Source organism: Paenibacillus sp. FSL H3-0286 (genome assembly GCF_045040705.1).
Taxonomy (GTDB): Bacteria; Bacillota; Bacilli; order Paenibacillales; family Paenibacillaceae; genus Paenibacillus_AQ; species Paenibacillus_AQ odorifer.
The window spans coordinates 5,867,390-5,880,801 of sequence record NZ_CP150285.1 but is presented as its reverse complement, the minus strand read 5'-3'; the positions used below and the strand labels follow the sequence as shown (position 1 = coordinate 5,880,801).

Here is a 13,412-nt window from a genome sequence, read left to right as displayed (position 1 = left end):
CCATTCGGAAGCAAGGGATAAAAATGAATACTAAAGGGGAATATGCAAAAATAAAAAACGGTCTACTCGCAGAAGGCTGCAAAGTGGACCGTTAAAATGATGTAATTACGGAGATATAAGATGAAAAGGATACTATACTATACTGTATTGCGTTCTATAATACGGTACTCAAGCTTGCGATGAACGGGTTGTCCATCATTTCGCTGGATCTGATCATAGATAATCCGAAAAGCGGATATGCCCATTTCAGTTAACTGATTATCTACAGTGGTCAGACCTAACGTTCGGCCGATAGGCTGATCATCAAATCCAATGACGGCCAAATCCTCAGGAATGCGGATACCCTTTTTCCAAGCTTCGATGATTAAACCAGCCGCTATATGATCGCCTGCTGAAATAATCAGGGCATCAGGACGATTCTTCATCTGCAGCAGTTGGTGAAGTACGCGGGCACCGTCCTCTTCGGTCAGACAGTTATAGATCATCCATTCATCATTGTAAGGCTGATCTGTAGCTTCTAGAAAGTCTCTAAAGGCAATTTGGCGGATAGAGCTGCTGCTGCCGTGTGGTCTTCCTTCACAGTAGCCAATATGGCGGTAACCTTTATCATTCAAATATTGAAGGCCACTGCGAAAAGCAGAATAATGCTCAATATATACAGAAGAAAATTGGCGTTCTCCCCTATCCTGACATACCACAATAGGACCATAAGCTGTATATTCTTCAATAGCTTCTGAGCTCATTGTTGAAGAGACCATAACTACACCGTCAATTTCTTTGTTCCGCAGCATCTCAAGCACCTTAATTTCTTCTTCCGTACGATAATCGGTTTGGCAGAGAACGAGCCGGTATTGAGCCAGCAGTGCTTCTTGAGCCAAGCCTGCAATAATGACTGAGAAATAAAATAAGTTGGTATACGGAATAATAACAGCTATAGCTTGAGTCCGCCCAGTGATCAGATGCACGGCGTTCATATTACGCGTGTAGTTTAATTTTTCAATAGTATTTAGGACTGCGGTTCGTTTGACTTCACTTACATAAGGGTGATTATTGAGCACCCGCGAGACTGTTGTCACAGAAACACCAGCCATACGGGCAATTTCTTTAATATTAGCCATTAGAGTACAACAGCCTCCCTTTTGTGCTTGTGTATAGTCATTTTATTTTATCATATTGTCCGCAAATTACCTCCCAAATAAAAAGCTTGCTATGGAATCCATTTCATAAATTAGACTGTAAATGCAAGAGATTACCGGACTAAACCGGCGTAACCACAAGGGCGTGACGGACCGGTATATCTATTGTATTAATAAAACTAAGCTGTTCGTGAAGCCTTTGGCGATCTGTTCCGAAACAGCTCCCACACAATAAACAACAGGACAAGCAGCTGTGGAAGCAAGGTTTCCCAAGTGGGATACATGCCAAGCCAGTTAATTGAAGGCAAGCCCTCTTGTACATGTGCAGGAAGTTTGCCGGCAACCTGAAGCGAGTGAATGCTCTCCCCAAGAAAGCGGAATACTAGGTAATAAATCAGAATTGTAGCTGTACGGAAGAAGGCGGCAATCGGTAATTTTGCACTCAAGGCAATAATTGCATAACCTACAATACCAAGAATAATCAGAGCACATCCAATCCCAAGCAGTAATTGAGACAGCTTGATGGATGGAGCCATGCCCACATAAAAAATTGTAGTTTCTGCACCTTCACGTAAAATAGCAAGCGCTGCAACGGAGGACAGTGACCAAAGGTTTCCTTTGGCCAGCGCGCCATCAACTTGCCTACCCACGTAGTTGTTCCAATTTGCAGTGTTTGATTTGCTATGTAACCAGCGTCCGATTGTGAGCATCATAACTACTGCGACAAGACCAGTAATTCCTTCAATCATCTCCCGTGCTCCCCCGGAAGCTGCCCGAGAAATGGTATAAGTGAGCACAACAGCCAATCCGATACTTGCGATGAGGCCGACAGCTGCACCGGACCAGATCCATTTTTGCGCTTTGGCGTTCCCATCACGTTTCAGGTAAGCAAGAAGAGCTGACAAGACGAGAATAGCCTCAAGCCCTTCGCGCAAGAGAATCAAAGCGGCATCCCAAGCATTATAAGTGGTTTCACCAGCCAAAGGCGTTAGTTCGCTAAGCATATTGTTCATGATGGTTAAAGCTTGATCCAGTTTAGGCGGATTTGAGAGCAGGTAACCTGTGACAGCCGCACTCTCATTTTCGATATTGTTGTAGACTGTTGGTGAGGCGATCTGGACTTGCCCTTCGGCAGAAGGCCAGGCTACGATGAATTGCTCCATGATGTTAGCGGCTTCTGTGCTGTTATTGTCTTTGGCAGCGGAGGATGCTTTGTTCAGGTAGCTGATTAATCCCTCTATAGAAGCTGGTTCACTGGAAGTATCCCCAGCGTCAATGGTTTTGCCTTCACTGTAATCAGCCAGCAGTTGATACAGAGCTTCTGCTTCCGATTTCGCCGATGCCTCGCGAAGCGGTTCAGCCTGCAGCGCAATCCGCAGCAGGCTTATTCGCGTCTCCAGCAGGCTGTAGACGGCGGAATCGTCCGCCCGGATGTTGCGCTCCGCCGGCTTCCATCCGCTGACGATGTCGCGGTACGCTGCCGCTGCCGCGCTCCAGTCGGCGCTGCGCGCCGCATCCCGCGTGCGTTCCGCCGCGGGCAAAAGCTTCGCCGCCGTCTCGCGTCCGGCGGCTCCAGTGTCACCGCCGACCGTGCCGGAGGCGGCGGTGACGTACGCGTCCACGCTTCTCGCGAGCGTGGACAGTGCGGTTTTGGCGGGCTCGCCGCCGCCCGCCGCAAGGGCTTTCGCCGCGTCTGCAAGCGCGGCGTCAACGGCAGCAGCCGGACCGGCGAGTGCCGGGTCCGGCGTGCCTGTGTTCGCGGTGCGCCACAGCGCAGCGAACACTTCTACATCGGCCGCGGCCGCGTCCCAGCGGCTCTGGCCGGCTTCGACGAGTGCGCTGCCGACCGGCGGCAGGAGCTCGTCGACCGTGCCATCGCCCTCCGCCCCCGCGGGGCTGGAGAGCAAAAGCATACACAAAAAGCCAAACAGAATCAGCAAGGCAACCTTTGGCATTTGCCGTTTAGGATGCGTAAGAGATAACATCGGGATAATCCCCCTTCAATAATGGACAGCCATAAATTTAGCTTAGTAGTGTTTCCCCGATAAAGCCGCCTCTGCGGACACCGGGGAAGCAGGCAAATACAGCGCTGCCGGTGTGAGTCATATATTCGTTCAAAAGATCAGTCTTAGAGAGGCGCTGCTGAATGGCAACGAATTGTTTCATTAAATCACGTTGAAAGCTAATGAATAACAAACCTGCATCAAGCTGGCCCGTGGTGACGTCCAAACCGCTGGAAAAAGAATAGGAGCGGCGCAGCATTTTGACTGTACCGTCACCATGCGCCAATGCGGAATGTGAATTCACCGGAATGACAGGTTTCCCGGAAGCGTCCGCAGCTGAAAGATCCAGATCATCGAATTCATCCTTAGCTCCGAGTGGAGCTCCGTTGTGACGATAACGCCCGAAGGTAGCCTCCTGATCACTTAGCGACGACCGATCCCAGACTTCAATACGCAGACGTACCCGGCGTACCGCCATATAAGTGCCGCCGCTCATCCAAGAAGGACCGTCACTGCTGCTGTTCCAGACCACTTTGTTCATTTCAGCGTTATCGGTTGTATCGGGATTGCCCGTGCCGTCTTTGAAACCCAAAAGATTGCGTGGCGTAGCCCCCTTGGGATCCGCTGCTCCAGTGCGTTGAAAACCTTCCTGTGTCCAGCGCAGTACAGCAGTCCCCCGGGCGATACGCGCCAGATTACGGATCGCATGGAATGCGACCTGCAGATCATCCGCACAGGCTTGCACACAAATATCCCCGCCACACCATTTCGGATCAAGATTGTCACCCGCAAATGCCGGAAGATCGGTCAATAGGGCTGGGCGTTTCGAAGCTAAGCCGAATCTTTCATCAAAAAAGGAAGGGCCAACACCAAAGGTCAGCGTACACCGTGCAGGGTTTAGCCCGTCCGCTTCCCCGGTGTCTGAGGGTGGAAGATTGGGGTTGTCATTTACGTCACCAATAAGCTCGCCAGTAGTAAGAGCGGCAGCGGCAGTGGTCCATGCTTGCATTAGTTTTTTCACATCGGCCAGTTTGGTTGTGGTGAAATCAAAGGCAGCAAAATAAATAAAGTTCTGTGCAGGTGTCAAAATCCCTGCCTGATGGCTCCCATAAAAAGGAATGGAACTGGAATCACCTTCTGCGGATTTCGTTGGCTCAGCTACAGCATTACGCGCAGCCATAATTCCACCGACACCTCCGCCCCCTAACAAAAGACCAAGGCCAGTGGCGCCAGTAAGCCGCAGCATATCGCGGCGGCTTAATTTTTTACCAAATATAGGCTCATTCTTCGATTGATCATTAAGAGGGGGACTTTCAGGATTACCTGGTACTCCAGTGAACTTGTTATGTTTATTCATGAGGGTCACACTCCTAGAATAGTTCCCATGTTGGACAATGGCTCAGCCAAGGCGTCCAAATTCTGACTCAGTTTACGTACTTCATCTTCTTTCAGCTCTTCATAGGAAACATATCCATCTCCGGATTTGAAAGGGGCAAGCTCAGCTTGCAAGGCAGCGAATCGCTCACCAATGGTTTTTTCAAGATCGGCATCTTTTTTAGCTAGTTCTGGTTTTAACAGCTCGTATATCTTTTGCGCACCCTCAACGTTTGCGACGAAATCATACAGGTCTGTGTGCGAGTAACGTTCTTCCTCTCCGGTTACTTTGGAGGAGGAGACCTCATTTAACAGCTCAACAGCACCAGTTACGAGCAGATTCGCGTCGATCTCAACGGTCTCCACTTTCGCACGCAGCAGCTGTGCATCCTTCAGCAATTGGTCAGCAACTTCTGTCATGTCTTTAGTTGTATTGTCCTGCCAGAGTGCTTTCTCAAGCTTGTGGAAACCGCGCCAATCTGCCGCATCTACATCATTTTCCCGGGCATCGATATTTGGGTCCAAGTCACCAAGGGCTTCTGCAATAGGCTCAATCCGTTCATAATACATGCGGGCAGGAGCATAGAGCGCCTTAGCCTCATCAATCTTGTCCTCTTTTACAGCGTTGGTGAAACTCTCTGTTTGCTTCACAAATTCATCACATTGCTGGATGACGTATGTGCGATATTGATCTATAGCTGACGTGAAGTCAGCGGTGGCAGTCTCCGGTGTGTTGGTAGCTGCTGCAGTCGTCGGTGCGTTGGTGGCTGTAGTGCTGTTGGCAGCAGTATTTGTAGAGTTGTTGTTATTGGCACATCCAGTGAACAGTATGGAGGCCGCAAGTAGACTTGCAGGCACAGCATAAGTAAATTTCATTAAAAAAACACCCCTTTTTTTATATCTAAATGATAATCGTTATCAATTATGCTGGACTTATCATAAGTCCGTATACAATTACTGTCAATATAAAAATGTGATGTATCTCATTGTAATAATTGCACGACAAAAACTCCCAGGGTTGGGAGTATAGTTTGTAGCAATGTATCCGATTACAATTGAAAAAGCAGAATAGTAACCGCGCCAGCGAAGCTTTACGTGAACGCAGCAGTAACCGATATTTTGATCTTTGCGCATAAGCAGTAACTAAAGGACCCAGATGACACTAAATGCAGCATTATTCGATATTTGAGCCGCTATCGGACCGCATAGTCGCTATTGGCTTGAAAAGTACCGAATATGAGCCTGTTTCTAAGGACTAGCGTCACTGGAGTCCGAAACTTCGCACAAAAGGCGGCAATTTTGCAAATAACGCCATCTGGGTCCGAAAGCCTCAGTAGGGGCTGATGAATACACTATTGAAGCGGGTAGCCGACCTGGCGAACCATTGCGTGCACGCAGTAGTAACCGCCCCAGCAAACTTTTGCGCATACGCAGTAACTAAAGGACTCAGATGACACTACATGCAGCATTATTTGATATTTGAGTCGCTATCGGACCGCATAGTCGCTATTGGCTTGAAAAGTACCCTATATGAGCCTGTTTCTAAGGAATAGCGTCACTGGAGTCCGAAACTTCGCTCAAAAGGCGATAAATTTGTTAATAACGCCATCTGGGTCCGAAAGCCTCAGTTGGGGCTGGTGAATACACTATTGGAGCGGGCAGCCAACAGCCTACAACATAAAGCAGCGATTCCCATTAATGGCGAATCGCTGCTCTAAGTCGTTTACGATGTTTAAATGAAGGGAACCGTCTCATTTATAGTTAATTAAGCTGTTAATGTGACAGTTCCATTCTTTGAAGGTTTGATCTGCTTAAGAATAAGATCAAGGCGTCATCCGCTTTTTATCGTTCATTATGGGATTCATGATCTGCAGAGGGTTGGTTTTCGAACACTTCTGCAGCTTCCTCTGCAGAAAATTCAGGTTCGAATTTACCTACGAGTGGTAATTTGTTTAATTTCGTTGTTTGTACTTCTGCTTTGGTAGGTTGATTGTTTTTTGAATGGCTCATACATACACCTCCTTTAATAAAGAACAACAAACCATAGTTTGCCCTGAAAAAAGATGTTCATATTCATGAAAATTTCAGGCTTTTGCATTTGAATGAACTAAGCCCATTTTATATTTGTGACAGCACCATTAACATCAACACTACATAATATGTTTTGACTGTATCCCTTTACCTTGTTATACCAAACAAACCCAGGGCAAGGAGGGGTGACACCATTGAAGGGGAACGAACACCACAGCAAATTTCTGTTGACTCATCGTGAGCGCGAAGTTTTTGAGCTTCTCGTGCAGGACAAAACGACTCGTGATATCGCTGGCTTATTATTTATCAGCGAAAAAACAGTTCGAAACCACATTTCCAATGTAATGCAAAAACTAAACGTTAAAGGCCGTTCACAAGCGGTTGTCGAGCTGATCAAGCTTGGGGAGCTGAAAATATAGCTGGCCATGTCTTCGGAAGTGACGCGTTTAAGCCTTCTTTTGCCCTTCGGGGCAAAGGAAGGTTTTTTGTTTACTCACCAAAACAACTGAAGAGTGAGTTAGATCACCGTATGATTTTTATGACATGATAAATTAGAGCTATTAAGGTAGTTCAGGAGGATCTGTTATGACCAGATATGAACAACAAAGAAATTTTCTGAAATCCAATTTTCATGAATTCAAACATATCAAAACAGATAAGATCAAGGGAATTGCACAACCGCCAATTGTTAAGCCATTTGATTCAGATTCACTAATTATTGATTTGCCCAAGGTCAGCAAAGACGTTGTGAGTAAAGATAATATTTTTGATTGTATAGATCAAAGAAGAAGTACACGGTTCTATTCTGAGGATACTGTTAGTCTGGAGGAGTTATCCTATTTATTATGGGCTACCCAAGGGATTAGCGGCATGAATAAGAACGGACTTACGCTGCGGACTGTACCCTGCAGTGGGGCGACGCACACCTTTGAAACCTATTTAATGATTATGCGTGTAGAGGGTATTGGGCAAGGGATCTATAGATACCTGCCTGTGGAACATAAGCTCTTATTTATGTTTGAATTAGATCAACTTGAACAAAAGATTGATGCTATTACTTTGGATCAGCCCTTTGTCCCTAACTTTGCCAAAAAGGCTTCTGTATTGTTTGCCTGGAGTACCACACCCTACCGCTCCGAATGGAAGTATGATATTTCTGCTCACAAAAAAATCCTCATCGATGTTGGACATGTCTGCCAGAACCTTTATTTAGCCAGCGAATCCATCGGTGCAGGTGCTTGCGCAATTGGAATCTATGATCAAAAGTTGATAGATGAGATTTTAGAATTAGACGGCGATGAAGAGTTTGTTATCTATCTTGGGGCAGTTGGGAAGAAACGAGAGTAGCTATGAAGGCTAGATACGGCTTCGGAAGTGAGACATATAAGCCTTTTTCACCCTTCGGGGTGGGAAAGGTTTTTTTGATTATAATCCAGTGTATTTGCCCAACTGCTCAGTCTGAACGAAGAGGAAATCGTAATGTTTAATTGATAATCATTCTCATTGCATATATAATTAACCCAAAGTAAGAGGAAGCAGGGATGTGCATGGAGCGAAGCAATGGACTGAAAGAAGCAGAAACGATTGATGCCCATAAGACGCTTACATGTGAAGGGGTGGATTATAATTATCGTTTTGATGGGGCTCATTTTGAGATTAAACCTCCAGTCGAAATAGGGGAAGGCAGTTGCCGCAGCCTGCTTAGCCATGGGTATATCCAGATGACAGATTTTAATCTCTGTTTTAATCGGGATATCGAAGCGAAGGGCAATTTTAGCACTCCGCGTACAGAGCTGGCATTCTGCATGGGGCATGGCATTGAGTGGGGGACCTCGCTGAAATCGGACTATTTTGTTATAGATACAGGAGAAATTGCGCTGTTTCATGGCGGAGTAAGAAGTGAAAACTGCACATACCTGAGTGGAGCGGGGTACCGATTCATCAGCATAGATATGAGCCCTGCACAATTTGAGCGGATGACCAGTGGTCTGACTGAGGATACACGGCTTCGCATCGGAGCTGGTGCGGGTTTGTTTTTTGGAAAAAATAACATCACACCATCCATCCGCTTCATTCTATCGCAGATTGCGGATTGTTCCTATAACCATGGCATGCGTGAACTTTATCTGGAGGGCAAAATGCTGGAGCTTATGGCGGTCTATCTCAATGAATCTTTATATGAAGCAGACCGGATTCCACGCTCGGTCAAGCTGTCCAGAGAGGATATGGAGAGCCTGCGGCTCGCTAAGGAGATTTTACAGCGTGATTATTTGCACCCGCCGACGCTTGCAGGCCTTTCTCGCATTATATGCCTCAATGAGTTCAAGCTGAAAAAGGGCTTTAAGGAAATGTTTGGTTATACCGTGCATGCCTACGTTATCGAACAACGGATGCAGAGAGCGCAGCAGCTGCTGGAACAAGGGAGTATGACTGTAAGTGAAGCAGCCTCCAGAGTTGGATACGGTAATGTGAGTCATTTCTCGGCAGCCTTCCGCAAAAAGTTCGGTGTGCGTCCAGGAGAATATCTGATCAGCGGCAGGCAGCGTCTCTTCGGTATTAAGTTGTAAGTCCGTATCCTGCACAGATGCTCCTGATTTGGTTAATTATAATCCCTTAAACGGTAGCAATCGTGAACAACGTTCCTATACACTAGTGCACAGAGAATCATTCTCAGTGCACTTTTTTTGCGCGTAATTACCAAGAGTGGGGGAACGGCTGTGAGTAAAACCAAAACCGGCATGCCAAGGCTGCTGGAGATCGCCGGAGAGAAGCGAGGTTTGCTGCTCTTGTCCGGAATATTGTCATCTGTCAGCGCTGTATTAATGCTGATTCCGTTTTTGTCTGTTTATTTCATTTTGGCAGAGCTGCTGCGCCATGCTTCATCGCCTGGACAGGTCGACGGTGCGTATATGATCCGCTGGGGGTGGATTGCACTTGGAGGGTTAATCGGAGGGCTGGTGACTTCGTATTGTGGTATTATGTGCTCGCATATTGCGGCTTTTCGTATTCAATATAATTTGCGTGTGCGAATGACCGAGCATTTGGGCAGATTGCCGCTCGGTTTCCTGAACGGGACTTCAACAGGCGTGGTCAAGAAGACGCTAGAGCAGAATGTCGACAAGGTGGAAAATTTCGTAGCGCATCAGCTTCCCGATTTAGTCAGCGTGCTGGCTTCTACAGTGCTGATGATCGTGGCGATGTTTTGGCTTAGTCCGCCGTTGGCGGTAGCTTGCCTGCTGCCGATAATTATAGGATTAGGTGTGCAGTCAGCGCTTATGATGAGCAGCAGAGGCAAAGCCAGTGTGAAGCAGTATCATGATTCGTTGGAGCAGATTAATACTTCGGCGGTGCAGTATGTACGGGGGATGCCCGCGGTTAAGGTGTTTGGGCAGACGGTGCATTCTTTCAGAAAGTTCTACAGTGATATGACCAGCTACCGCGATTATTGTCTGGAGTATACGGACCGTTATCAAACAGGTTATATCTTATTCAAAACATTGCTGGCGTCACCGTTTACCTTTATTTTGCCGGTGGGCGTCTTCATGCTAAGCGGTCGGCCGGATTCCATGTCCTTTGCGCTTGTGCTGTTGTTCTTTCTGATTATGGCACCCGGCGTTTCATCTCCGCTCTACAAGCTACTTCTGCTGGCTTCAAGCACTCGGGATATTGGCGAAGGCGTGGAGCGGATGGACCGTCTCTTGGCACAGCAGCCTGTACCGGAAATAGCAGAACCGCTATCTCCGCATACTTTTGACGTTGAATTTGTCGATGTAACCTTCTCCTACAGTGAAGATGCAGGGACTGCAGCGGCGCTCAGCGAAGTCTCATTCCGTGCGGAACAAGGGAAGGTTACAGCACTGGTAGGCCCGTCAGGTTCGGGAAAATCGACGGTGGCCAGCTTGGTGCCGCGGTTCTGGGACCCGCAAGTGGGTGCAATCCGCATCGGTGGAGTCGATATTCGCCATATGGCAATCCATGAATTAATGAATACAGTTGCTTTTGTATTTCAGGAAACCTTCCTGTTCTATGACACTTTGTATGAGAATATTGCTGTCGGCAAACCGGGAGCGACTTTGGAGGAAGTCCAGGCTGCAGCCAGAGCGGCACAATGCGACGAGTTCATTACTCGGCTCCCGCAGGGATACGATACGTTAATTGGTGAGGGCGGTGTCTATCTCTCGGGTGGTGAGGAGCAGCGCATTGCAGTAGCTCGGGCTATTCTCAAAAATGCACCAGTGCTCGTGCTCGACGAAGCGACTGCTTTTGCCGACCCAGAAAATGAGTTTCATATGCAGTTAGCACTTACGGAGCTTATGCGCGGCAAGACGGTTATTGTCATTGCTCACCGACTCTCCTCTATACGTGAAGCTGCACAAATTCTGGTGCTGCGGGATGGAGAAATCGTGGAACGTGGAGAGCACGCAGGTTTGATTGAGGCGGACGGGCTTTACGCAAAAATGTGGCATGCCTACACTGACGCCGGAGATTGGCATATGGAAAAAGGAGGGGATCAGCTATGAAGGTATTGCATAATATTACTGCCGGTAAACCGCAGCAGTTGCTGAAGCCTGTGCTTTTTTCCTTGTTGGCTAATCTAGTTAGTGTGCTTCCGTTCGCGCTTGTAATTGAGGCGGTGCGGTTGATTTTTGCTCCTTATATTACTGTAGGCGCAGAACTTCAGACAGAACGCCTTTGGTGGATCTGCGCAGGGCTTGTCGCCGTCATGGTGCTGATGTTCCTGAGTGAGATTCCCGCCTATCGCACCGCTTACCGCGGGGCATACAATGTTGCTGCACAGGGACGTGCGGAATTAGCAGAACATCTGCGGAAGCTTCCGCTGGGTTACCTGACTCGCCGGGACCCAGGTGATTTAGCCAATATGATGATGGGCGATTTCACGCTCGTTGAGACGGGCATTTCACATCTGCTGCCACAGCTTGCGGGAGCTTTTGTCCTGCCGATATTTGCACTTGCTGGTTTACTGTTTCTGGACTGGCGGATGGCGCTTTCTATGTTCGTAGCTCTGCCGGTTGCTCTCCTGATCATGTATATATCGGGCAAGCTGCGGCGGAGACTCGGAGCGGATCATATGAAGGCCAAGCTGAACGCTGCGAACCGCTTGCAAGAATACTTGAATGGTATACGGGTAATGAAGGCCTATAACCTGACGGGAGAACGATTTGTCCGTCTGGATAACTCTTTTAAAACTTTGATGAAGGAAAGTGTGAAGCTGGAAGGGATGTTCGGTCCGGTTATTCTAACCGCTATGGCTCTTCTTCGTGCGGGACTGACCTTAATGGTATACGTAGGTGTTCATCTATTATTAGGGGGGGAGCTCGGTATTTTGCAGTTGGCAGTATTCCTTATTGTCGGCACACGTATCTATGATCCATTGACCACGGCGCTAGCCAATTATGCCGAATTCCGCTACAACGAACAAGCGGGTGAACGTATAGTAGACCTGCTACGCCAGCCGGTAATGACAGGTAATACGAGTCCTCTTCCTAAAAGCAGCACCATTCGGTTTGACAATGTAACCTTTAGCTATGGAGGAGAGCCTGTTCTCAAAAATTTAAGTCTGGAAATGCCGCAAGGTTCACTGACTGCAATTGTGGGCCCGTCAGGCAGCGGCAAGAGTACAGTGCTGCGCCTGATCTCACGTTTCTATGATCCTGAAGAAGGGAGCGTTCTGCTAGGTGGGCGCAACATCAAGGATATTGATCCAGAACATCTGCTAGGATCTGTATCGGTGGTGTTTCAGGATGTGTACCTATTCCAAGATACCATCGGGAACAACATTGCTTTTGGGCGGCCGGGGGCGTCGCAGCGGGATATTCAGCAGGCAGCGCAAATGGCTCACTGCCATGATTTCATCATGAAATTACCGCTTGGTTATGACACGCCGGTAGGCGAAGGCGGCAGTACGCTGTCCGGAGGGGAGAAGCAGCGAATTTCCATTGCCCGTGCGATTCTCAAGAACGCTCCAATTGTGCTGTTGGATGAAGCTACTGCATCGCTTGACCCGCAGAATGAGGCCGAAATCCAGAAAGGAATTGATGCGTTGATTACGGGCAGAACCGTCATTGTTATCGCCCACCGGTTGAAAACCATACGCGGTGCGGACAACATTATCGTACTGGAAGACGGTCGGCTGGTCGAGCAGGGACGACATGAAGCCTTACTGTTGCGCGGCGGACTGTACGACCGGCTCTGGAAGCTGCAACAGCAATCCGTTGGATTCCGCATCACATCTTAGGCAATGCTCGGCACATTTTAGGAGGGAAACGTATGGCTATAACAAAGGATGAATCCGCTTGGCCGATCATAAGCCTTAGTTTGGGGGAGGCGTTTGATCAGGAGACAGTAGAAGAATATATCGCTTATTGGGAAGAGCTGCTCGCGCGCCGATCTGCCTTCGGCCTGCTGATGGTGCATTCTGCTGAGAAAAACACACGTCCAGAGCGTGCGGTCACACAGCTGTATATGAACTGGTGCAAGATGAACAAGCGGGAAATCGCCCAATATTGTTCAGGCATCGCGGTCGTAATGCAGAATGCAAAGTTGCTTGCTGTCTACAAGCCAGTTACAGCGTTGTCCACTAAAAGAACCTACGGCTGCCCCGGAGGCGCCTTCTCTGGAGAGTCTGAGGCGATAAGGTGGCTGGAGGAGCAATTGACTAAGACATCCTCGGGTACGAAAACCTAATATAGCTGCCCATATTTTGGGGATACACATTAAAGCTTTCTTCACCCTTTTGGGTGGGGAAGGCTTTTTTTATCTAGAAAGATAAGAATCTGCCAACCCCTCACAACCAACGTGTCAGAGTAAGCTTTTTGAAATATAAATGGGGTGTGTTGGATGAAGATAA

At 48.0% G+C, this 13,412-nt stretch carries 11 protein-coding genes; 6 read left to right on the top strand and 5 right to left on the bottom strand.

The window, feature by feature from the left end; translation table 11 throughout:
• Positions 1-137 precede the first annotated feature (137 nt).
• From MHB37_RS26250 to MHB37_RS26230, 5 genes are all read right to left on the bottom strand, one after another.
• Positions 138-1,118: a LacI family DNA-binding transcriptional regulator gene (locus MHB37_RS26250; protein ID WP_076130419.1), complete on the bottom strand. Its 981-nt coding sequence runs from the start codon at positions 1,116-1,118 to the stop codon at positions 138-140.
• Positions 1,119-1,315: 197 nt separating this feature from the next.
• A complete protein-coding gene (locus tag MHB37_RS26245) occupies positions 1,316-2,920 on the bottom strand; it encodes an FTR1 family protein (protein ID WP_256716153.1) in 1,605 nt (534 codons plus the stop codon).
• Positions 2,921-3,158: 238 nt separating this feature from the next.
• Positions 3,159-4,496 (bottom strand): iron uptake transporter deferrochelatase/peroxidase subunit, encoded by a 1,338-nt coding sequence (efeB, locus tag MHB37_RS26240; RefSeq protein WP_405168684.1) that lies wholly within the window; start codon positions 4,494-4,496, stop codon positions 3,159-3,161.
• Positions 4,497-4,501: 5 nt separating this feature from the next.
• On the bottom strand, positions 4,502-5,389 hold the full coding sequence (gene efeO / locus MHB37_RS26235) for an iron uptake system protein EfeO (RefSeq protein WP_076305600.1): 888 nt from the start codon (positions 5,387-5,389) through the stop codon (positions 4,502-4,504).
• 966 nt (positions 5,390-6,355) lie between these two features.
• The gene (locus MHB37_RS26230) at positions 6,356-6,523 is read right to left on the bottom strand and encodes a hypothetical protein (protein ID WP_169744806.1); all 168 of its coding nucleotides are present in this window, start codon (positions 6,521-6,523) and stop codon (positions 6,356-6,358) included.
• 215 nt (positions 6,524-6,738) lie between these two features.
• On the opposite strand from MHB37_RS26230, the gene MHB37_RS26225 reads away from it, so the two are divergent.
• The 6 genes from MHB37_RS26225 (at position 6,739) to MHB37_RS26200 (ending at position 13,249) form a co-directional block, all read left to right on the top strand.
• Positions 6,739-6,963: a LuxR C-terminal-related transcriptional regulator gene (locus MHB37_RS26225; protein WP_019908812.1), complete on the top strand. Its 225-nt coding sequence runs from the start codon at positions 6,739-6,741 to the stop codon at positions 6,961-6,963.
• A 166-nt stretch (positions 6,964-7,129) separates the two neighbouring features.
• Positions 7,130-7,891 (top strand): SagB/ThcOx family dehydrogenase, encoded by a 762-nt coding sequence (locus MHB37_RS26220; protein ID WP_076130854.1) that lies wholly within the window; start codon positions 7,130-7,132, stop codon positions 7,889-7,891.
• A 200-nt stretch (positions 7,892-8,091) separates the two neighbouring features.
• Positions 8,092-9,111 (top strand): AraC family transcriptional regulator, encoded by a 1,020-nt coding sequence (locus MHB37_RS26215; protein WP_341164332.1) that lies wholly within the window; start codon positions 8,092-8,094, stop codon positions 9,109-9,111.
• Positions 9,112-9,282: 171 nt separating this feature from the next.
• Positions 9,283-11,064: an ABC transporter ATP-binding protein gene (locus MHB37_RS26210; RefSeq protein WP_076219529.1), complete on the top strand. Its 1,782-nt coding sequence runs from the start codon at positions 9,283-9,285 to the stop codon at positions 11,062-11,064.
• Positions 11,061-12,800 carry an ABC transporter ATP-binding protein gene (locus MHB37_RS26205; protein WP_076194572.1) on the top strand — a complete coding sequence of 580 codons (1,740 nt, stop codon included), beginning with the start codon at positions 11,061-11,063 and terminating at the stop codon, positions 12,798-12,800. The genes MHB37_RS26210 and MHB37_RS26205 overlap by 4 nt, the downstream gene beginning before the upstream one ends.
• 32 nt (positions 12,801-12,832) lie before the next feature.
• Complete coding sequence (locus MHB37_RS26200; protein WP_081390604.1) at positions 12,833-13,249, top strand: hypothetical protein; 417 nt, start codon at positions 12,833-12,835, stop codon at positions 13,247-13,249.
• Positions 13,250-13,412 lie beyond the last annotated feature (163 nt).

Bases quoted from the DNA above. Each gene is read 5' to 3' on its own strand.
- MHB37_RS26250 (WP_076130419.1), bottom strand. From the start codon at position 1,118: ATGGCTAATATTAAAGAAATTGCCCGTATGGCTGGTGTTTCTGTGACA.
- efeB (WP_405168684.1), bottom strand. From the start codon at position 4,496: ATGAATAAACATAACAAGTTCACTGGAGTACCAGGTAATCCTGAAAGT.
- efeO (WP_076305600.1), bottom strand. From the start codon at position 5,389: ATGAAATTTACTTATGCTGTGCCTGCAAGTCTACTTGCGGCCTCCATA.
- MHB37_RS26230 (WP_169744806.1), bottom strand. From the start codon at position 6,523: ATGAGCCATTCAAAAAACAATCAACCTACCAAAGCAGAAGTACAAACA.
- MHB37_RS26220 (WP_076130854.1), top strand. From the start codon at position 7,130: ATGACCAGATATGAACAACAAAGAAATTTTCTGAAATCCAATTTTCAT.
- MHB37_RS26215 (WP_341164332.1), top strand. From the start codon at position 8,092: ATGGAGCGAAGCAATGGACTGAAAGAAGCAGAAACGATTGATGCCCAT.
- MHB37_RS26210 (WP_076219529.1), top strand. From the start codon at position 9,283: ATGCCAAGGCTGCTGGAGATCGCCGGAGAGAAGCGAGGTTTGCTGCTC.
- MHB37_RS26205 (WP_076194572.1), top strand. From the start codon at position 11,061: ATGAAGGTATTGCATAATATTACTGCCGGTAAACCGCAGCAGTTGCTG.
- MHB37_RS26200 (WP_081390604.1), top strand. From the start codon at position 12,833: ATGGCTATAACAAAGGATGAATCCGCTTGGCCGATCATAAGCCTTAGT.